This is a genomic window from uncultured Microscilla sp., from assembly GCF_947493425.1.
GTDB lineage: Bacteria > Bacteroidota > Bacteroidia > Cytophagales > Microscillaceae > Microscilla.
The window spans coordinates 1-19,139 of record NZ_CANLRP010000163.1; the positions used below are offsets into that span (position 1 = coordinate 1).

A 19,139-nucleotide genomic window follows, 5' to 3' on the forward strand; every position below is an offset into this window, starting at 1 on the left:
AGACATCTCTCCAGAACAAGTCAATGATGCCCTAAACAGGTTTTCATTTGGTAACGAATAATCTGTAGAGTTTTAAGTAATCATAGGCTTTATGTTGATAAAAATGGCAAACTAGTCGAGCGTCAACACTACGATTGGGCAGAAGCTTTTGCAGGCGGTTTATCTAAAGTGAGAATAAGTGGTGGCTCACATGGTTTTATGGATCGTACCGGAAAACTCATTGTTCCATATCACAATAGAGTAGGTAATTTTTCCGAAGGCTTGGTATGGGTTCATAATCATTATACATCTAAATATGGTTTCATGAACCGTACTGGAAAACTAGTGGTTCAATATATTTATACTCAGGTAAAAAATTTTTCGGAAGGACTTGCTGCAGTAAAAAAGAATGGTAAATGGGGTTTTATTGATACGACAGGCAAGTTGATAATTGATAACCAGTTCGAATCAGCCAATAGTTTTTCGGAAGGGCTTGCTATAGTAGAAAAAGACAATAAATATGGAGTAATCATAAATCCTTTGAAAAAATAACGTAACACTTCTCCACCCCACACCTTGTCCCCTAAAACTGCCAATCGCTTTTTACAATACCAATATTTCACTACTTTTGATGCCTGTTGCCAAATACAAACACATTTGAGCCAAAGTTAAAAACTGTTAAACCTTTGATTATCTACCAATTAACCCCCAATTTTACTGTATAATCACTGGTAAAGAAAGCGTGTGTGTAAAAGAATAGAAAGATGCAGAACCCCATAGTAGTGATACCCACTTATAATGAAATTGAAAATATAGAGGATATTATCAGAAAAGTTTTTTCATTGCCTACAGCGTTTGACCTCCTTGTGATAGACGATGGCTCGCCCGATGGAACTGCTGATGCAGTAAAAAAACTCCAAACCGAGTATCCTGACCGTCTTTTTATTCAAGAACGCAAAGGCAAACTTGGGCTAGGCACTGCTTATATACATGGGTTTAAATGGGCGTTGGCACGCAATTATGAATACATTTGCGAAATGGATGCCGACTTTTCGCACAATCCCAATGACTTGATTCACCTCTACAAGGCATGCAGCGAAGAAGGCAACGACCTGGCCATAGGTTCGCGTTATATTCAGGGAGTAAACGTAGTAAACTGGCCTATGGGCAGAGTACTGATGTCTTATTTTGCCAGTTATTATGTCCGGTTTATCACTGGTTTGCCCATTCAAGATACTACAGCAGGGTTTAAATGTTACCGCCGTAAAGTACTAGAGACCATCGGGCTTGACTCTATCCGTTTTGTAGGATACGCCTTCCAGATTGAGATGAAGTTTTTGACTTGGAAATTTGGTTTTAAAATAAAAGAAGTCCCCATTATTTTTACCGACCGTACCCGTGGACAATCTAAAATGTCGTCAGGTATTTTTAAAGAAGCTTTGCTGGGCGTACTTCAAATGAAAATCAAAAGCTTTTTTAAAAGCTATACCCCTTCTTAGCCAACCGGAGCATTTAGCTGTGTTGAGCATCTCTATATTCGTTGGTATCTAAGGCCTCACAAGTTCGGTTTATGATACGCTTATATTCAAGTCTAAAAACCCTAATCAATCTAAAAGTATTTGGGGCAGCCTCTATTGCATCAAGCTACCTTACCAGCGATAAGCCTAAAAGTAGCGAAAGCAGGGGAGGAGCCATTGCAAATCAGTAATTGAGTAGAGCCATAAAAAAACCCGTTCAACAATGAACGGGTTTGTATATTTATTTGAAAGCTGTGTTGTTTACTCAGCTTCTGGTTTAGTCTCTTCTGGTTTTTTTACGGTCAGCGTCAACTCTTCGCCTTCGCCTTTGTAATGCGCCAAAATAGTATCGCCTTCGTTTACACCTTTCAAAATCTCTTCTGCTATCGGGTCTTCCAGGTACTTTTGGATGGCACGTGCCAATGGACGAGCGCCATACTGTGGATCGTATCCTTTGTCAGACAAGAAATCTTTAGCCTCTTCAGTAAGCTCAATTTTGTACCCCAAAGCTTCTACTCTGGCAAATACTTCTTTAAGCATTACATCAATAATAGAGTGAATGTGCTCACGGTTAAGCGAGTTAAAAATGATTACATCATCCAAACGATTCAAGAATTCAGGCGAGAATGCCTTTCTTAAAGCGTTTTTGATGGTGCTCTGCATCAATTCGCCTTGGGCTTGCTGACGAGCTTGAGTAGAGAACCCAACCCCTGCACCAAAATCTTTCAAATCACGTACTCCAATGTTTGAAGTCATAATAATGATGGTGTTTTTGAAGTCAACTCTGCGACCCAAACCATCAGTCAAGATTCCGTCGTCTAACACCTGTAACAAAATATTAAACACATCAGGGTGCGCTTTTTCAATCTCATCGAGCAATACTACACTATAAGGCTTACGACGAACTTTTTCGGTCAATTGACCACCTTCTTCGTAACCCACATAGCCCGGAGGCGCTCCAACCAAGCGAGATACCGAGAATTTCTCCATATACTCACTCATATCTATTCTAATCAGCGAATCCTCTTTGTCAAACAAATAAGTAGCCAATGCCTTGGCAAGCTCTGTTTTACCTACTCCAGTAGGACCTAAGAAGATAAATGTACCAATGGGTTTTTTAGGATCCTTGAGTCCTACACGGGTACGTTGAATCGCTTTTACCAGTTTCTTAATGGCTTCATCCTGACCAATTACACGCGCTTCTAGTTTCTCACCCATTTTCAGGATTCGAGCACTTTCTTTTTGTGCAATACGCTGTGTTGGAATACCAGTCATCATACCCACTACTTCGGCTACACTGTCTTCGCTTACCTCATAGCGTGTTTTCTTGGTTTCTTCTTCCCAATCTACTTTTGCCTGGTCAAGCTCAGCAATCAAGCGTTTTTCTTTGTCACGCAGTTGGGCAGCCTCTTCGTATTGTTGGCTCTTTACTACCTGGTTTTTTTCTTTTTTGATATCTTCGATACGTTCTTCGAGATTCAAAATAGTTTCAGGAACCTGAATGTTGCTAATGTGTACCCTTGCTCCGGCTTCATCTAGTACATCAATTGCCTTGTCAGGCAAAAAACGATCACTAATGTAGCGGTCAGACAATTTCACACAAGCAGCTATAGCTTCTTCGGTATAGTATACGTGGTGATGATCCTCGTATTTTTCTTTAATATTATTCAAAATCTCAAGCGTTTCGTCAGGGCTGGTAGCTTCTACCATTACCATTTGGAAACGACGGGCCAATGCGCCATCTTTTTCGATGTATTGACGGTACTCATCAAGAGTAGTAGCACCAATACATTGAATATCGCCACGTGCCAATGCAGGTTTGAACATGTTAGAGGCATCAAGCGAGCCTGAAGCTCCACCTGCACCTACAATGGTGTGTAGTTCATCAATGAAAAGAATTACTTCAGGTGATTTTTCTAACTCGTTCATCACCGCCTTCATTCTTTCTTCAAACTGTCCACGGTATTTGGTACCAGCTACCAACGACGCAAGGTCAAGCGTAACCACCCTTTTACCAAATAACACACGCGATACTTTCTTTTGAACAATGCGTAAGGCGAGTCCTTCAGCAATGGCTGTTTTACCTACCCCAGGCTCACCAATCAAAATAGGGTTGTTCTTCTTGCGGCGACTCAATATCTGCGCTACGCGCTCAATTTCTTTTTCTCTACCTACAATAGGGTCAAGCTTGTTTTGCTCGGCAAGTTTGGTCAAGTCGCGACCAAAATTGTCTAGTACAGGTGTTCTTGATTTTTCAGATGATTTCATAGACTCTTTTCCTTGACCACCACCAAACATTCGAGAACTATCTTCATCGCCGTCATCGGCATCAGCAGCATCCATTGGGTGGTTAATGCGATACTCAAGGTGTTCTCTCACTAATTCGTAATTAATATCAAATTTACTTAATATTTGAGTGGCAATGTTATCTTCATCTCTTAAAATAGAGAGCAGTAAATGCTCGGTGCCAATGAGTTGGCTTTTGAAAATTTTTGCTTCTAAATAAGTGATTTTTAGGACTTTCTCAGATTGACGAGTAAGTGGAATGTTGGCTAAATTTTTTACATTATTGGTGGCATTTCCTCTGGTGGCCTGTTCTACCGAGGCTCTTAGTTCATCTAAAGAAATTCCCAATTTTTTTAATAAATTTATCGCAACTCCTTCTCCCTCTCTGATCATTCCCAAAAGCAAGTGTTCAGTGCCAATGTAGTCATGACCCAAGCGAAGGGCTTCTTCACGGCTGAGTGATATGACTTCTTTAACTCTGTTAGAGAATTTTGCTTCCATAATTCAGAGAATAATATTTTAAATTTAGTTTTCCCAACTACCATTATGATAGTTGATTTATATTGTATTGTACTTACTTCTTTTCCGAATAAATTTCCAACAAACCAATGCTTTGATTTAGTAGGAGGATTGATAGCGGCATTTGCAATTTTTTTCTATTTAGCTAAAGCTTACAAAATGAAGAGTACTTAAATTAAGAGCTTGTTTAAATTTCCGTATTTAGTAACGGTTGAAAAATAAAGTATCTATTTGGAGGTAGAGATTTGCTACTGAGGCGAGGCATTTTTTGCGCTCGTAGAGCTTGAACCCCGAACTTGATTCGGGCAGCGCTACGGGCAATAAAAATAACGAAGTATCAGTAGTAAAGGTCATTTCCTAAATCGAAAGGTTATTTTTTGTCCGTTACTTAGAGCAATTTTTAATGAGTTTCATACTCAGAGTTGATTTAACAATATAATAGAGCGAAAAATCACGAAAAATGCCTGTTATTAGATAAATTTTAAACAAACCCTCATGAACTTGTTTCTAAACAAATGAATTGGTTGTTTTTATCTGTTTTTCATTAAGTCATATTCAAACTGTATTCTACTACATACGATGTTTAGTTGTTACTGGTTTATTCCGGTGCTGTATCTGGTTGCATTTCCAAGGTTTTTTGTAATATGAAACCAGCATTGGGACCTTCACAAAACAAGAGGTCTAAAACACTTAGATTGGGCACAAACTGTTTGCCAAACACCTGAGCGTAATTAAAAGTGCCATACTGTCCGTCAGGTTGGAACCCTTTTTTGGGGTGAATGGCAGAACGACCCTCTCGAAAGCCTTCTGTATGGTTTAAATTTATGTAATTATTAGATAAATCAAAACTTTCTGGCATTTTTAATAATTTGAGACACTTTGTCAGCAATTCAAGGTTTAGATCTACCAGGTATCGGGGTCTTTTGTGCAATATGTTATGAAAATCATCGGCAAAATATTCATAAAAAGGAGCCTTGCCATAAGCTGAGCTTATAGAGCGCCAATGCTGCACCAACCATTTTTGGTCATAGTCTATTTGCAGGTCTTTATACAACTGTTTTCGGTTGCCCTTGACTACAGGAACAGATAAACACGCGACTTTGTTGGCTAACATGATATAACATCGGTTCCGATAGCTTTGCTTTTCGTAGTTTTCGTGTATGTCAATACATACCTTAGGGTATTTGAGCCACTGAACAAAATAAGCTATACAGGGAAAATACTGCAGGTCGAGTACAAGGGTATCTTGATTTTTTTGTGTCATTATTAAATTGTCAATTGTTTGGAGGCATCGTCCAGAAGTCCTGATAGATCAAAAAAATGTCAGCAATATTTTTAGCATCATCAATGCCCCGGTGATGAGTCCCCGAAAGGGACAACCCTTCTTTTTGCAATGCTTTTTTCATGCCAATGGGTCGCCGCATATTTTTAATATCAGCGTATTGGTGTTTAAGGCTAATATGTGCGGCCAGCCATTGAGTAGGTAAGTTGTGCAAGAGACAGTCGTTTTTAAATTGCACCCGATCATAATATCCCCACGAACACAATACATATTGATCTCCATTGGCACAGTGGCTTATCCATTGTTGAAAATCGTCAAGTGCTTCTGGAAACAATGGAGCATTGTCTACCATTTCTTGAGTAATAGACGTAAGTTGGGTGCAAAAATCTGATAATACTGGGTGAGTGGCCGGCTTTACAAAAGTATCAAATTCATCTACCCACTCACCTTCATTGCCAATACATACCGCGCCTATTTCTATGGTTTCATTGGCGCGATTTTCTCGTGTTTCCCAACAGGTAGCTTCCAGGTCAACAATGATATATACCATATCGCTTTTGCTTGTTTCTTGGTGTAAAATAAAGCGAAATATAAGCTAAAAAAATGAATATACCTTTGAGAAAGTATGTTTACAAACAACATTATGTGTAATTTTGATCGCTCATGCCCTGCACGTTTTTAGTGCAAGGCTTTTGTATAAACCAGAGTTGTAATAAGAGAGAAATATGTTGTTGATAAGGTTGTTTGCCCTGTGGCCTTTTTGGGTACTGTACCTGTGGGCTGATTTTATAGGTTGGCTGGCTTTTAGTGTGATAGGCTACCGCAAAGCAGTAGTAATTGATAATCTGAAAAAATCTTTTCCTGAGAAATCAGACAAAGAAATTAAGAAAATTGCCCGAAGGTTTTACCGCAATCTGGGCGATATTATAGTAGAAAGCCTGAAGGTGGTAGGGTTGAGCGAGCGGCAGCTGCAAAAGCGAGTGAGTTACAAAGATTACCATATCTTGGAAGAGCGACTTAAGAGTGGCACTTCGGTAATTGTAATGACACCACACAGTGGCAACTGGGAGTGGTTGTTGTTGGCTTGTTCTTATTTGCTGGTGAAATCGGGCTTTGGGGTAGATGCAGTGTATAGCCCTTTGAGCAACCAGTTTTTTGACCGTTTGATGATTAAGATTCGGAGCAAGTTTGGGGCAGACCCAACCCCTATGAATATGGTGTTACGAAATGTAATTAAAAGTAAGAAAGATGGAAGCAAACCGAGGGTGGTAGCAATGGTTGCTGATCAACGCCCGTTGCCTAATGAGTCAAACTATTGGACAGAGTTTTTGCACCAAGAGACGGCTTTTTTTATTGGCTCCGAACGCATTGCCCGTAAGGTAAAGTTTCCTGTAGTATACACCAGTATTCGCCGGGTAAAGCGAGGGTATTATGAGGTAAGCTTTCAAGCACTTGCCGACCCTCCTTACGACAAACCTGCTTCGGCAGAAGATATGCCGATTATTGAGCGATTTGCCCATTTGGTAGAGCAAGACATCAAAGCTTGCCCTGATCAGTGGCTATGGTCACACAAACGTTGGAAGCACAAGCATCCTCAGAAATCAACCCTAGAGAATTAGATATACTCTTAAGTGAAAACAATCAGGCAATAATGCCTGATTGTTTGGGAATATTGGTGCGTATTATACCAGTTCAACTTTAAAATCCTTGAGCCACTCTTTGGCGCGTTCAAGGTTATGAAAGTATTGTACGGTAAACTTGCCGTTTTCCATTTTGTTAACAATGTTTTTTACGGCTACTTCATTGAATATATTCTCTGACTCCACCACTGCCGATGTACGGTAACCCGCAGCATAAGCTTGTGGAAACCACTCTTCATTCATCCATTTTTGATCTTCTAACGACACCAGTTTAGCCTGGCTATTGTTAGCAATCATTTTGCTGACTTTCTTTTCTTTCAATAGTGCAAGCGCAGCATTGCAGGCTTCTCGAAACTTTTCACCAGTAGCAAAACCGCACCAGTCTAGCTGTATACAGGGTACATCGGCATGGTATGAGATTTTGCACCATTTTTTATCATAATAAAGCATAATTTAATTGTTTTTTAATGGTTGTTAAGTAAAAATATAGGTAGAGTTAAATATAACTGAATCAAGAAAAGATTACAAGTATAGGTAAGGGTTAAAATTACGCTTTTTGCTACTTGTAATCAACTTCACGATTGTGTAGTACAAACATTGTTTGCATGAGCTAATTGGGAGAGAGGGCAACTTCCCGTGGTTTTTTGAGCGTAGCCACTGCATCACGGTAACCTTGCCTTACTCTAAAGTCCATTGCTTGCTCACTAAAATCGTCTGTACCTATCACCCCCTCAGCACGGTATTCTAACACAAGAGGAGGATTGATTTTTTTGTGATTCAACAATTTTTGGTAGACCTTATTTTCTCTTACTTTGCTGTCTTTGTTCAGGTCTTTGTCTATTTCCTTGATCAGGTCAATACAATCGTTCATTTGCTCAAACATTTTTTTGTCAAGGTTAAGCTTTCCAGCAAAAATAATCTCCTTGATTCGCTCGGTTACTTCGTTGATATTGGAGGGCATTTGGGCATTTTTTCTAAACAAACTCACCACTATTAATTCCCTTTCGGTGATAGTCTCACCGTTTTCGCTCTCCAGTGCTTCCAAATGGTTAATTGCCGGGCTTAATGGCATATTGGCATACAATCCCCCATCCCAATAGTAATCCTGGTCTATTTTTACTGCCGGAAAATTGGGTGGAATACTCATACTGGCAATGATCTTATCGATGGTCAGCCCTTCTTCACTTTTGTTTGAAAACCTCTCCAGTTGCCCCGACTCCACATTGACTGTTTCTATGATTAAGGTACTGGGGTGGGTGTTTAACTGGTCAAAGTCTATGATTTCATTCAACAGCTTACAAAAAGGACTGATGTCGTAAATGCTTTGGGCAGTCAGTGGCGAGAACATCAATGCGGGATTGATAAAATACATATTAGGGTTTCCAAATTTTGAGATAGAACTACGCCACTTTGGTGGAATAAAAGAAGAAGAGGGGGTTTTGAGTGTATCCCATAACTTTTCAAGCGACTTTACTGGACCCAGTTTGCCGCCAAGCATCACAGCTCCGTTGATAGCCCCTATAGATACTCCTGTGATGATACTTGGATTAAAATTTTTGTCTTTTTCGTAAAAACCTTTAATAACACCATATTGGTAGGCACCAAGGGCGCCCCCACCTTGCAGGATTAATGCTGTTTTTTTCATTATAGATAGATTTTAAAGTATGATAAACTGAATTGGTTGTGTCATTTTAACAGGCGTAAGAGGCGAACGCCATAGGCAAGATTTTTTGAAAGCATGACTTTTTTGAAAATTATTATAATAAGATAAGAACATAGCTATAATTTTGGAAAAAATACTTATTTTACGATTGAAAATGCTGGTTGATTTTTTAACTAATTTATACACCATAGAGCATACAGCTTATACTGATAAATGGCGCCTTGTGTTGCTTAATTTAAAACTTGTCCCTTGCGCAGTACAACAAAAAACACCAACGTTTGGTTTAGATGTGCCAAAAATTGGTGTTTTTTGCGTGTTTTAAAGTCTGAATGTTTATATAAACTGCATAATATCTCCTGCTCCCTGACGAAGTACCGTCACATTATCGTCGCTGCAATCTACAATCGTAGAGCCCACATTACGGCCATTACCTCCGTCAATCACCATGTCTACCTTGTGTTTGTATTGTTCATAAATATCTTCAGGGTCGGTCAGATACTTCACTACTTCGTCTTCGGCAAGTACCGAACTCGTAATGATAGGGTTGCCTAGTTCCTTTACAATCAGACGGGCAATATTGTTATCAGGAATGCGTATTCCTACGTTTTTTTTGCTGATATTTAAAATTTTAGGTACCCGGCTACTGGTCTCAAGTATAAAAGTATAAGGACCAGGCAAAGCTTTTTTCATAAGCTTAAAAGTGGCATTTCCTATACGGGCATACTCGGCAATGTGGCTGAGGTCATTACATATAAATGATAGGTTTTTGCGTTTCTTAGGGTTGATTTTTTTTATCTGACAAATTTTTTCTACTGCTTTTTGATTGTGAATATCACACCCCAACCCATATACAGTGTCAGTAGGGTAAATAATCACCCCACCACTGCGTAAGCATTCTACCACCTGGCTTATTTTACGCATTTCGGGGTTGTCAGGATGAGTTTTAAAAAGTGTTGCTATCATAGGGCTTACAATTTTTGAGGGTTGTTAAAACTTAAACAAAAATGGTTTTGAGGATGGATTTTGACTAATTGCCTGAATACCAACATTAATCAATCCTGTAAATCCTAAAACCGAGTCTACAGCTTGCTGTGACGAGCTCACCGCAGGTAATCACTTTCATCTTAGTATAAATTCGCTGTTGATCTGTTTTTGAACCCTTCATGCTTTTACCTTAGGGCAAAAAAACAGGGGTTTTGTCGTCCATAAGAAAGCGCAAGATGGGTTTATTTTTTGAATCAGGCATAAAATTAAAAATATTGCTTTTTTTTTAAACTGTAAAGTTTTTGCTTGCAAAACATTTTGAATTGTAAAGTGCCATAGCCGAATAAAATTTGTATTTTTCGGGGCGAAAACTAAGTCTTTTGTTTGTTATTATGAGTCGACGGAGGAAAATATTTATTATGGTGATGATAGCTGTGTCTATGATCACCGTTTCTATTACTTTTTATGGGTATCAATTGGTGCGTACTCCCAATTTTCAGGTAGATAAAAAAGACGCCTATTTATATATACCCCAAGGGGCAAACTTTAAAACAGTGCTGGACTCGCTCAAGGCAAGAGATTTGGTACAAAACACCGTCTCTTTTGCGTTTTTGTCTAAGTTGTTAAAGTATCAGGACAATGTAAAGCCGGGGCGTTACCTGATTAAACAAAATATGACCAATCTGGAAGCAGTGCGCATGTTACGGGCTGGTTTGCAGAGCCCGGTCAGGCTTACCTTCAATAGTGTACGCTTGAAGCAAGATTTGGTAGAAAAGGTAAGCAAAGAGTTGCCTTTTCAGGCGGGCGAATTTGGCAAATTACTGAACGACCCACAAGTGGTCAAAAAATACGGCTTTGACACCACCACGATTGTCTCTATGTTTTTGCCCAATACTTATCAGGTATACTGGAATATATCGCCTAAACAATTGCTCGACCGAATGCACAAAGAGTATAAAAAGTTTTGGAATGACCAGCGGTTGGCCAAAGCCAAAAATATAGGGCTAAAGCCAAAAGAAGTGTCAGTGCTTGCCTCGATAGTACAGGCAGAAACTAACAAAAATGACGAAAAACCCAGAATAGCCGGAGTGTACATCAATCGTTTGCAAAAAGAGATTCCCCTTGAAGCAGACCCTACCCTGGTGTTTGCCATGAAAGACTTTACCATCAAACGAGTACTGAATCGCCACAAAAAGGTAGAGTCGCCCTACAATACCTACAAATACAAAGGTTTGCCCCCTGGCCCTATCAATGTGCCCTCGATAGCCTCGTTAGATGCAGTATTGAACTACGAACAGCACGATTATTTGTTTTTTTGTGCCAAGGCCGATTTTTCGGGCTACCATGCGTTTGCCAAAACCAACGCGCAACACAATCGAAATGCCCGGCTTTACCACCGCGCTTTGAACATGCGAAGGATCAAGTAAAGAGCAGCCAATCAGTGTTAGTAAAGCGGAAAAAATAAGATGTGCCAATAAAACAAAATATTTGTTGAGTGGGCGAGTCAAAAAACCTTTGCATAGCCCAAGCTATGGAACTGTTTTTTGAGGAAGTCCACTCGGCAAAGATACCGTTTTATGGCTCAGATTATTTTTGTAGGTTTACTTAGGTAAAAGCATAGCAGTGCGTTTGCTTTTAAGGAGGCTTTGGCAGGTGGGCAATGTCGCTTGTTATTACTAAAAGTAACTTGAATCCAATGAAAATGATCAAAAAAATAACCCATATCCTGTGGAGAAGCTTTTTAGTATTTTTCTTTGGGATGCTGTTTTTTGTGGTATTCTTTAAGTTTGTGCCCGTAGGCTATACTTCTACCATGTTTTATCGAAGCATGCATGCGCTGTTTACAGGCAAAGATGCCACCATTCATTATACCTGGGTAAGTTATGAAAACATAGCCGACCCGGTAAAAGTAGCGGTGGTGGCGTCCGAAGATCAGCGTTTTCCTACCCACCATGGCATAGACTGGACTGCTCTAAAAGTGGCACGTAAACAACGCAGAGGGGGGAGCACCATTAGCCAACAAGTGGCAAAAAATGTGTTTTTGTGGCAAGGCTTTAAATACGACCGTTATTTACGCAAAGCCCTTGAGGTGCCTATTACTTATTTGATAGAGTTGATTTGGGGCAAACAACGTATTCTGGAGGTGTACCTAAACATTATAGAAGTAGGCCCACGTACTTTTGGGGTGCAGCAGGCAGCCAAGCGTTATTTTAGAAAAAACGCCAAAAAAATCACTTCTGCCGAAGCCGCCCTCATTGCTGCGGTGTTGCCCAATCCGCGTAAATACCTCATTACAAATCCTAGTGGTACAGTACGTTTGCGGCAGCGCCACACCTTGTATCAAATGCGTTTGTTGGGTGGGGCAAACTACCTAAAGGGTTTGCGAAAGTTTTAATCAAAAAGTAGTGATATGTTGCCAGTGTATGAGGCTATAACTGTACATAAAATTATTGAGAAGGGAGGTTCTACAAAACCTTGGTTGGTAGAAGTTTTGGTAAAAGACGAGCCTAAAGCTTATGTGGTAAAAATGTTTACTGAGAAGCATGTAGACCAGGTAGCACCTGTAGCTAATGAAGTATACGCAAATGTACTGGCAAAACAATTTGACCTGCCTTGCCCAAAAGCTGCGTTTATCCATTTTTCTGATAATTTTAAGTTTTGGCTTACAAAAGAACAGCAGGAAGTGCTAGACACCAAAGACCAAAGGATAAAGTTTGGAAGCGAGTATATAGAAGGCAATACTGCTTATAATAGAGATTCTGTATTGCCCATGTATGAGCTCGAAGCAGACGAAATAGCCAATATTTATGCGTTTGATATGTTGATTGCCAACTGGGATAGACGAATTGCCAAACCCAATATTTTGCTTACAGAAACCAACTTTTATTTAATCGATCACGAACTGGGTTTTCAATATACTGAGGCGCATATTGAACATTTTAGAGCTAAAAAACTGATGAATCGATATGGTGATCATATTTTTTACCAAATGCTAAATCAGGGGAGTAGTCAAGAGTATTATTTTACCATATTTGAAGAGTATCTCAGGTATTTGCCAGTAAATATATTGGACAGCTATGCAAATCAGTTACTAAAATATAAGCATCCGATAGGAAACTATCAGTTGATCAAAAGGTTTTTAAGGATAATAAAAGCGCAACCCTCTCAGTTTATAGATATTTTAAGGAGTACACTATCATGAATACCGTTTTTAAATATGCTGTTTTACGTTATGTCCATTCTCAAGTATTAAAAGAATCGGTGAATATTGGCATATTAGTGTTTTTCCCTGAACAGGGGCAAGTTGTTTTTACATCTTCCGAACAACGGTTGAATGCTTTAATCCACCTTTATCCCAATTTTTCTACGTCTCATATTCAAGCTTATTTGGATGGTTTAACTAAAAGAGCCCATGTAATTACAGCAGAGTTTAATTCAGCTACCAAACGAGCAATTGAAGAGAACCTTGAGCGTTTTATTCAAATAGAATTTTTGCCCGAAGATGCCACGGTTTTGCAGTTTTCTAAAATATACACCAGCCTCTTATATTCCGAAGACATTAATCAAGTGATGGTTAATTTGTTGGAGACTTATAAGCTGAATGTGTATAATGATACTCCTGCTAAAGTTATAAGTGGTAATGTGATAAAATCGCAACCAAAGATTAGAGATAGTAAAATAGAGGAAAGAAAAAGACTATATATTGAACGGCAACAAAGCAAGTACAAAAAGTCGACTCAAAAACATAAAGAGGAGTAAAGGTAACCTTCTAATCCCTCTTTTTCACCTAAAAACTTACAGCCTACCCAACCCCCAACCATCAAAGAAAGTTATCTGCTAAAAAAAGCGTATCTTTGCCAAAAAAGAATTCAAGAAAAATGGTATACATTTGCAGACGAGAAACTTTTAATGCTTCCCATAAATTATATAACCCTAACTGGAGCAAGGAACAAAATGAAGCTCTTTTTGGGGTATGTGCCAATCAGAACTGGCACGGACACAACTTCGAACTGGTGGTAACTGTTAAAGGAATGCCCGACCTGGAAACAGGAATGGTGATTGACTACAAGGTGCTGAGTAAAATTGTCAGACGAGAGATTATCGAGAAAGTTCACTACAAAAACCTGAACTTAGATGTAGACTTTTTGGCAGGCAAAATGCCCAGTTGTGAAATACTCATCATTGAGTTTTGGAAACGGCTCGCCCCTGCCATTCAACAAGAGTCGCCCCGTACTACTTTGCATCACCTCAAGCTGGTAGAAACCAAAAACAATTCGGTAGAATACATGGGCGAAGGGCTGGAGCACTACCAAGACTTACGCTTGCAAGAGCCTAATGTAGTGAGGCAGGATTAAAGCGACCTATGAACAACCTGTTTTTAAGAGTATTGATATGCTTTGTGTGGCTGAGCACCCATTTTGCGGTAGCACAAAACAAGCCTCCATCTTTTGCTATTTTTACCCGTCATTTTCCTGAGCTTAAGCTTCAGCCATTTTTAGATGTACCCATTACCCAGCCTAAAACTTTGTATGATAAAGGGAGTGCTACTACTTATGTCATGAGCAAATATTATATTCCGAGTTTTTTGACCAAAATTCCGGCAGACTATTTTCAGGCATTTTTTGTAAATGACCTGGGGCATATCAGAAATGACTCGATACCTAGGCTAGACACCAGCTCTACACGCGCTTATTGCATAGGCAGGCTCAAGTACGACAACCCCCAAAATATCATTACTTTATTGTTGGCTCTGGAGGTCAAAGATAAGGACAATTATTATGGGCGACAATACTATACTTTGGTGTATTATACGCCAAAAGGCAAGGCTATAGGGTATGACATTGTAGGGCGCAAAAAATGGCGGGTGCATACTTCGGCTCGTTTGAGCTTGCTACAGGGGCGTTTGTTGGTAGAGCAAGTGGGTGATATAATGCAAAATGAGGCGTATAAAAATGTTGCCAAAAGGTATTGGTTGAGCTTTGGCAATGGGGCAAAAGTGGTGAAACAAACTACTCAGTTTTCTATGATGCAAGCAGGCACACCCCAACGCATAGAAGGCATTGATTATTGGCTATATTGTCATAACAAGCTGCCTTATTGTGTGCAGTTTCCTGCCAAGGTATTGCACTTTGTGAGCAAAGATTGGAAGAAATATATGGGTGAACAGTTTGAATCTGCCGATGGTAAAGCTTTGCTGAGTATTAAACATAGTGGGGTAGCATACGGGGATAAAAATAAAAAAAAGGCTTTTGATGAATACCTAAAACTTATGCTATCTCTAAGGCATTATAGAGAGAAAGGGCTCAATGAGCAAGCCAAAGGCGAAGGTGTTTGGGTAGGTAAAGGAGTTGACAAAGAAGGTAATATTATTTACCAAAAACTACTGCTCACGCCTATGGTAGGTGCCAATCAATATAATATTCTACAGGCAACTTTTACCTACCCCGCGACACAAGCAGCCCATTATGACAAAATAGCGAAGCAACTGATGGACAGTTTTCAGATCAAACAATAACAGGTTGATGCGTGCTTGATCATTGTTCTAAACCACCAACGGAATTTTAAATTCGACCGGGTCTTTTTTCAAAAAGTACTGCATTTGTTGTAAAAACTCCTGGCCTGCAGTAGACGGGGTAGGAGAGAGGGTCTTAAAAACATTACTTGCCCTAAATGTGTTCACCAAAGCCTTTGTCCAATTATACGGAGGCACTCCCACCATATTTGCCAATTCATCACCCAGTAAAAAACGCATATATGCTGTGACAAAGCCCTTTGGAAAACGTTTGCCCAGTGATTTTTCTAATGACTGTATCAGTGCCTGGGTCAAAGTTTTGCCTTCGGGCGATGGGGCAAAGTTGCGTTGTCTGATGAGCGTTTCAAGTTGAATTCCTTCTTTATATCTATTGGGTAAATATAGCGCCTCATTGCCCAAAAATACTCCCACTACTTTCCACAAATGTAAGTAAGCAGTCATGTCACGTTGGTTGAGATGATTTCCCATTTTTTGCAAACCCAAAATAGGCAATACTGAAAAAGATAAGCTGGTGCCCACCATTTCTTCTTGATTGATAGGCACACCCCAGGTAGCTTTCCATTGGGGGCGTTTTGCCAAATGGTACCGTACAGCGGCATGCATAAGCCTTACCTTGAGGCTGCTTACAATGCCTTTGCCCTCAGGAGTAAAAGCGTTGAGGGCAGTAACATCCAATAAAAAACGAGCGGTTTCATGTAGTCTACGGGTTACGTCATGGTGCATTCGCTTGGTCAGGTAAAGTACTTGTACCCCGTGAGCGGCAGCATAAGTATAGGGCAACGATAAAAAACTAAGCATAGAGGTAAACTGGTGGGCATACTGGGTAAAGAAACGGCTTGCTTGTGCCAATAAATCATCATCTGCCCAAGTGGGAATTTGCCCGGCGTTTTCAAAAAAAACTTTTACCTCAGTGGGCAGTGACTGATTGGTCAAGTCACGGTTGAGCTGTAGCTGTTGCATGAGTTGATTGAGCACTTTGGCTTGTTGGTTGGTAAACAAAAATTTAATCACAGCATCAGCTTCAGGATCGCCTTGTTGTTTAAGCCCAGCCAGTATTTCGTGAGTAGGGGTTTGGTAATCAGGCAAGTGTAACAAAGGGGCGTGTGGGTGTATTTTCATAATGTGAATAGAATTATATAACTATATAATGAGTTGATGAAACCAATTGTTTGACGAAATACAAAAATGTTGGAGCAACTTGCACACCCCCGATTTTCATTTTAAATTGACGGGTTGAAATGACTTCATACTCTAAAACTTTATATCAATGAATAGTACCAATGTATTAAAAGACAGGGTGGCAATTGTGACTGGAGCAGCCCAAGGCATAGGACAAGCCGCCGCTATTATGCTGGCCGAAGCAGGTGCAGCTGTAGTAATATGGGACGTAAAGGTAGAAGCAGCCCAAACTACGGTGAGCTTGCTCAAGTCAAAGGGTAAGCGGGCAATGTTTATGGAAGGGGTAGACATTACTAGCTTGGAATCGGTAGAAAGTGCTTGCGCAAAAGTAGCAGAAGAGTTTGGGCAGATAGATATTTTGGTAAATAATGCAGGAATAGTAAGAGATGCTTCTTTTAAGAAGATGACGCCAGAGCAATGGCAACAAGTGATAGATGTAAACCTTACGGGAGTGTTTAATTGTACCAAGGCAGCATCTAAATATATGATGGAAGCCAACTATGGTAAAATTGTAAACCTTGCCTCGGTGGTGGGTATTTATGGCAACTTTGGGCAAACCAATTATGTAGCGGCCAAAGCTGGGGTAATAGGAATGACTAAAGTATGGGGGCGTGAGTTGGGCAAACACAACATCACAGTAAACGCAGTAGCTCCTGGCCCTACCGATACCAGCATGCTTGCCACTGTGCCCGATGAGTTGCGCCAGCAGATGAAGCAACGAGTACCTTTGCGTCGTTTGGGCAAACCTGAAGAAATAGCCAAGGTGATTTTGTTTTTTGCCAGTGAAGCTTCCAGCTTTGTTACTGGGCAAACCCTTACTGCTGACGGTGGAACATACCTGGGGTAACGACCTTTGGTACGCCAAGTACGGGGGTTCATCGAAAACTAACTGTCTTTGAGCATTCAGTTTCGTTGGTAGTATTATACCTGTATCACAGGGGTATATATACGTGAAATAATTCATGTGAATTAAATCGCAGGTAGTACTCATCTATTACCTGCGATTTGTTATTCGAGCGAAATAATGTTATATTATTTGGTGAGGGTTTGGTATAAAGTTTGGTTTTTTGTCTTTGAAGCTTACACCTTTTTTTGTATTGAGTCCGTTATTATCAAAAGCAACATCACAAAATATATATGAAACACCAGGTCAATCTATTCATTTTACTAAGCGGTATCTTTTTTATTTCTCATACCCACGTACAAGCCCAAAGAATATATAAGCAAAGTAACAGCTACTACATCCAGGCAAACGAAAATTATCAAAAAGGGAAGTTAGACTTGCAATTAGGCGATTTTAACAATGCCTTGCGTTCGCTTAACCTGGCAATTAAACAAAACCCTGGCTTTGCCGATGCTTATTTTGAGCGGGGCAAGACCCACATGCTGCAAAAACATTACAAAAAGGCTTTTAATGACTTTGTAAAAGCCACTCAGTTTAACCCCCATAAGTCTGCTCCTTATTTATACAAAGGGGCTATTTATCACGAGCAAAACGAGTATGAGGCTGCCATTCAGGAGTATACTCAAGCATTACGTTTGAACCCCAAGAGCGCCATGGCTTATAACTACCGTGCCGAAGCTTACAAAGAAATTGGCTTTACCCCTAAAGCTATAGAAGATTACTCCAGTGCCATTAACTATGACCCTCAGCAAGCCATTTTGTACTATGGCAGAGGGCAATGTCTCATGGAATCCCAAAAATATACGCAGGCAATCAAAGATTTCAGCAAGGCTATTCAACTACAGCCCAGTATTCTTGATTCTTATCGTCAAAGAGCGTACGCGGCTTTTTTGGCTGGCAACTACATGCGTAGTGCGCAAGACCTGGACTATCTGGAGCAAAAAGACGCTAAAAATATGAAGCCTTATCAGTATTCATTAAGTGCTTATTGCAAGGCAGCAAGCAAAGATTACAGAGGAGCCATCAGGGCAATAAACAAAGTGATGGAAATGGAACCTAACAATGCTTTACACTATGTAGAGCGGGCACAATATCATGCCGCACTTGCGCAATATGATCCTGCCATTAACGATTACACCAAAGCTTTGGAAGCCTATCCCGACAGTGTACGTTTTTATGGTTTGCGTGCCGAGGCTTTTTTGCGTCAGGAAGATTATGCGCATACTATCAAAGATTGTAACTTACTGATAAGCAAGCAGCCCCAAAATGCCCGTGCCTGGTATTTGCGTGGGGTGGCCAAAATGCGCACCAATCATCGTAAAAGAGAAATTAAAAAAGATTTGCAGCAAGCGGCTATGTTGGGCTACCCAAAAAATAAAATGGAGTCGCAGGCGTATAAATATGCCCGAAAGGGTTTTAAGAAGAGGAAGAGGTAGTAAGTAAGTGGCAAGCAGAGAGCTACGAGTAGTGGTAATGTTTGTTGCTAAATGTAATGTAGCCAGATATATAAAAGCTTTTTACCTGCACTATTTGAGTGCAAGTAAAAAGCTTTTTTAGTGTTCAAGAGGGCGTTCAATGTGCGTGCCTAATATAGGTTGACCATTCAAAGTCAACAAACAATGTCATTAAAGAAAAATAAAACTAAAAAAAGTC

The 19,139-nt window shown here is 40.0% G+C and carries 21 protein-coding genes; 13 read left to right on the forward strand and 8 right to left on the reverse strand.

Going from position 1 to position 19,139, the window contains the following annotated elements; translation table 11 throughout:
• Positions 1-198 precede the first annotated feature (198 nt).
• From Q0954_RS27010 to Q0954_RS27020, 3 genes are all read left to right on the forward strand, one after another.
• Positions 199-531: a WG repeat-containing protein gene (locus tag Q0954_RS27010; RefSeq protein WP_299462594.1), complete on the forward strand. Its 333-nt coding sequence runs from the start codon at positions 199-201 to the stop codon at positions 529-531.
• Positions 532-743: 212 nt separating this feature from the next.
• Positions 744-1,478 carry a polyprenol monophosphomannose synthase gene (locus Q0954_RS27015; protein WP_299462597.1) on the forward strand — a complete coding sequence of 245 codons (735 nt, stop codon included), beginning with the start codon at positions 744-746 and terminating at the stop codon, positions 1,476-1,478.
• A 71-nt stretch (positions 1,479-1,549) separates the two neighbouring features.
• On the forward strand, positions 1,550-1,687 hold the full coding sequence (locus tag Q0954_RS27020; protein WP_299462600.1) for a hypothetical protein: 138 nt from the start codon (positions 1,550-1,552) through the stop codon (positions 1,685-1,687).
• A 70-nt stretch (positions 1,688-1,757) separates the two neighbouring features.
• On the opposite strand, the gene Q0954_RS27025 is transcribed toward Q0954_RS27020, so the two are convergent.
• The 4 genes from Q0954_RS27025 to Q0954_RS27040 all read right to left on the reverse strand — a co-directional run bounded on the left by Q0954_RS27025 (position 1,758) and on the right by Q0954_RS27040 (position 6,133).
• A complete protein-coding gene (locus tag Q0954_RS27025) occupies positions 1,758-4,283 on the reverse strand; it encodes an ATP-dependent Clp protease ATP-binding subunit (protein ID WP_299462603.1) in 2,526 nt (841 codons plus the stop codon).
• Between the two features lie 219 nt (positions 4,284-4,502).
• Complete coding sequence (locus Q0954_RS27030) at positions 4,503-4,655, reverse strand: hypothetical protein (RefSeq protein ID WP_299462605.1); 153 nt, start codon at positions 4,653-4,655, stop codon at positions 4,503-4,505.
• A gap of 244 nt (positions 4,656-4,899) precedes the next feature.
• Positions 4,900-5,565 (reverse strand): WbqC family protein, encoded by a 666-nt coding sequence (locus Q0954_RS27035; RefSeq protein ID WP_299462607.1) that lies wholly within the window; start codon positions 5,563-5,565, stop codon positions 4,900-4,902.
• A 10-nt stretch (positions 5,566-5,575) separates the two neighbouring features.
• Entirely contained in the window at positions 5,576-6,133 is a 558-nt protein-coding gene (locus Q0954_RS27040) for a 3'-5' exonuclease (RefSeq protein WP_299462609.1), read from the reverse strand.
• Between the two features lie 175 nt (positions 6,134-6,308).
• Here Q0954_RS27040 and Q0954_RS27045 point away from each other — a divergent pair, with 175 nt between their 5' ends.
• The gene (locus Q0954_RS27045) at positions 6,309-7,202 is read left to right on the forward strand and encodes a lysophospholipid acyltransferase family protein (protein WP_299462612.1); all 894 of its coding nucleotides are present in this window, start codon (positions 6,309-6,311) and stop codon (positions 7,200-7,202) included.
• 63 nt (positions 7,203-7,265) lie between these two features.
• On the opposite strand, the gene Q0954_RS27050 is transcribed toward Q0954_RS27045, so the two are convergent.
• Both Q0954_RS27050 and Q0954_RS27055 read right to left on the reverse strand, forming a co-directional pair.
• Positions 7,266-7,673, reverse strand: a complete 408-nt coding sequence (locus Q0954_RS27050; RefSeq protein WP_299462615.1) for an STAS/SEC14 domain-containing protein — start codon at positions 7,671-7,673, stop codon at positions 7,266-7,268.
• A 160-nt stretch (positions 7,674-7,833) separates the two neighbouring features.
• Positions 7,834-8,868 (reverse strand): patatin-like phospholipase family protein, encoded by a 1,035-nt coding sequence (locus tag Q0954_RS27055; protein ID WP_299462618.1) that lies wholly within the window; start codon positions 8,866-8,868, stop codon positions 7,834-7,836.
• Positions 8,869-9,010: 142 nt separating this feature from the next.
• Here Q0954_RS27055 and Q0954_RS27060 point away from each other — a divergent pair, with 142 nt between their 5' ends.
• The gene (locus Q0954_RS27060; RefSeq protein ID WP_299462621.1) at positions 9,011-9,208 is read left to right on the forward strand and encodes a hypothetical protein; all 198 of its coding nucleotides are present in this window, start codon (positions 9,011-9,013) and stop codon (positions 9,206-9,208) included.
• Positions 9,209-9,219: 11 nt separating this feature from the next.
• On the opposite strand, the gene Q0954_RS27065 is transcribed toward Q0954_RS27060, so the two are convergent.
• Positions 9,220-9,849, reverse strand: coding sequence for an L-threonylcarbamoyladenylate synthase (locus tag Q0954_RS27065; protein ID WP_299462624.1), 630 nt, complete (start codon positions 9,847-9,849; stop codon positions 9,220-9,222).
• Positions 9,850-10,289: 440 nt separating this feature from the next.
• On the opposite strand from Q0954_RS27065, the gene mltG reads away from it, so the two are divergent.
• The 6 genes from mltG to Q0954_RS27095 all read left to right on the forward strand — a co-directional run bounded on the left by mltG (position 10,290) and on the right by Q0954_RS27095 (position 15,385).
• Positions 10,290-11,297, forward strand: a complete 1,008-nt coding sequence (gene mltG / locus Q0954_RS27070) for an endolytic transglycosylase MltG (RefSeq protein ID WP_299462627.1) — start codon at positions 10,290-10,292, stop codon at positions 11,295-11,297.
• Between the two features lie 269 nt (positions 11,298-11,566).
• Positions 11,567-12,265 (forward strand): monofunctional biosynthetic peptidoglycan transglycosylase, encoded by a 699-nt coding sequence (gene mtgA, locus Q0954_RS27075; RefSeq protein ID WP_299462630.1) that lies wholly within the window; start codon positions 11,567-11,569, stop codon positions 12,263-12,265.
• Between the two features lie 15 nt (positions 12,266-12,280).
• Positions 12,281-13,072, forward strand: a complete 792-nt coding sequence (locus Q0954_RS27080) for a HipA family kinase (RefSeq protein WP_299462633.1) — start codon at positions 12,281-12,283, stop codon at positions 13,070-13,072.
• A complete protein-coding gene (locus tag Q0954_RS27085; protein ID WP_299462635.1) occupies positions 13,069-13,629 on the forward strand; it encodes a DUF3037 domain-containing protein in 561 nt (186 codons plus the stop codon). Before Q0954_RS27080 ends, Q0954_RS27085 begins: the two co-directional genes overlap by 4 nt.
• Before the next feature lie 119 nt (positions 13,630-13,748).
• Complete coding sequence (locus tag Q0954_RS27090) at positions 13,749-14,225, forward strand: 6-carboxytetrahydropterin synthase (protein ID WP_299462638.1); 477 nt, start codon at positions 13,749-13,751, stop codon at positions 14,223-14,225.
• Between the two features lie 8 nt (positions 14,226-14,233).
• Positions 14,234-15,385 (forward strand): hypothetical protein, encoded by a 1,152-nt coding sequence (locus Q0954_RS27095; RefSeq protein WP_299462641.1) that lies wholly within the window; start codon positions 14,234-14,236, stop codon positions 15,383-15,385.
• A gap of 27 nt (positions 15,386-15,412) precedes the next feature.
• Here Q0954_RS27095 and Q0954_RS27100 read toward each other — a convergent pair whose 3' ends face one another.
• Entirely contained in the window at positions 15,413-16,522 is a 1,110-nt protein-coding gene (locus Q0954_RS27100) for an oxygenase MpaB family protein (protein WP_299462644.1), read from the reverse strand.
• A gap of 148 nt (positions 16,523-16,670) precedes the next feature.
• Here Q0954_RS27100 and fabG point away from each other — a divergent pair, with 148 nt between their 5' ends.
• Positions 16,671-17,429, forward strand: a complete 759-nt coding sequence (gene fabG, locus Q0954_RS27105; protein ID WP_299462646.1) for a 3-oxoacyl-ACP reductase FabG — start codon at positions 16,671-16,673, stop codon at positions 17,427-17,429.
• Between the two features lie 290 nt (positions 17,430-17,719).
• Positions 17,720-18,922 carry a tetratricopeptide repeat protein gene (locus Q0954_RS27110; protein WP_299462649.1) on the forward strand — a complete coding sequence of 401 codons (1,203 nt, stop codon included), beginning with the start codon at positions 17,720-17,722 and terminating at the stop codon, positions 18,920-18,922.
• Positions 18,923-19,139 lie beyond the last annotated feature (217 nt).

Coding starts and splice junctions, on each gene's coding strand:
- Q0954_RS27080 (WP_299462633.1), top strand. CDS start 12,281: ATGTTGCCAGTGTATGAGGCTATAACTGTACATAAAATTATTGAGAAG.
- Q0954_RS27025 (WP_299462603.1), bottom strand. CDS start 4,283: ATGGAAGCAAAATTCTCTAACAGAGTTAAAGAAGTCATATCACTCAGC.
- Q0954_RS27030 (WP_299462605.1), bottom strand. CDS start 4,655: ATGACCTTTACTACTGATACTTCGTTATTTTTATTGCCCGTAGCGCTG.
- mtgA (WP_299462630.1), top strand. CDS start 11,567: ATGAAAATGATCAAAAAAATAACCCATATCCTGTGGAGAAGCTTTTTA.
- Q0954_RS27040 (WP_299462609.1), bottom strand. CDS start 6,133: ATGGTATATATCATTGTTGACCTGGAAGCTACCTGTTGGGAAACACGA.
- Q0954_RS27100 (WP_299462644.1), bottom strand. CDS start 16,522: ATGAAAATACACCCACACGCCCCTTTGTTACACTTGCCTGATTACCAA.
- Q0954_RS27065 (WP_299462624.1), bottom strand. CDS start 9,849: ATGATAGCAACACTTTTTAAAACTCATCCTGACAACCCCGAAATGCGT.
- Q0954_RS27095 (WP_299462641.1), top strand. CDS start 14,234: ATGAACAACCTGTTTTTAAGAGTATTGATATGCTTTGTGTGGCTGAGC.
- Q0954_RS27045 (WP_299462612.1), top strand. CDS start 6,309: ATGTTGTTGATAAGGTTGTTTGCCCTGTGGCCTTTTTGGGTACTGTAC.
- Q0954_RS27110 (WP_299462649.1), top strand. CDS start 17,720: ATGAAACACCAGGTCAATCTATTCATTTTACTAAGCGGTATCTTTTTT.
- Q0954_RS27050 (WP_299462615.1), bottom strand. CDS start 7,673: ATGCTTTATTATGATAAAAAATGGTGCAAAATCTCATACCATGCCGAT.
- Q0954_RS27015 (WP_299462597.1), top strand. CDS start 744: ATGCAGAACCCCATAGTAGTGATACCCACTTATAATGAAATTGAAAAT.
- Q0954_RS27035 (WP_299462607.1), bottom strand. CDS start 5,565: ATGACACAAAAAAATCAAGATACCCTTGTACTCGACCTGCAGTATTTT.
- Q0954_RS27055 (WP_299462618.1), bottom strand. CDS start 8,868: ATGAAAAAAACAGCATTAATCCTGCAAGGTGGGGGCGCCCTTGGTGCC.
- Q0954_RS27010 (WP_299462594.1), top strand. CDS start 199: ATGGATCGTACCGGAAAACTCATTGTTCCATATCACAATAGAGTAGGT.
- fabG (WP_299462646.1), top strand. CDS start 16,671: ATGAATAGTACCAATGTATTAAAAGACAGGGTGGCAATTGTGACTGGA.
- Q0954_RS27085 (WP_299462635.1), top strand. CDS start 13,069: ATGAATACCGTTTTTAAATATGCTGTTTTACGTTATGTCCATTCTCAA.
- Q0954_RS27090 (WP_299462638.1), top strand. CDS start 13,749: ATGGTATACATTTGCAGACGAGAAACTTTTAATGCTTCCCATAAATTA.
- Q0954_RS27020 (WP_299462600.1), top strand. CDS start 1,550: ATGATACGCTTATATTCAAGTCTAAAAACCCTAATCAATCTAAAAGTA.
- mltG (WP_299462627.1), top strand. CDS start 10,290: ATGGTGATGATAGCTGTGTCTATGATCACCGTTTCTATTACTTTTTAT.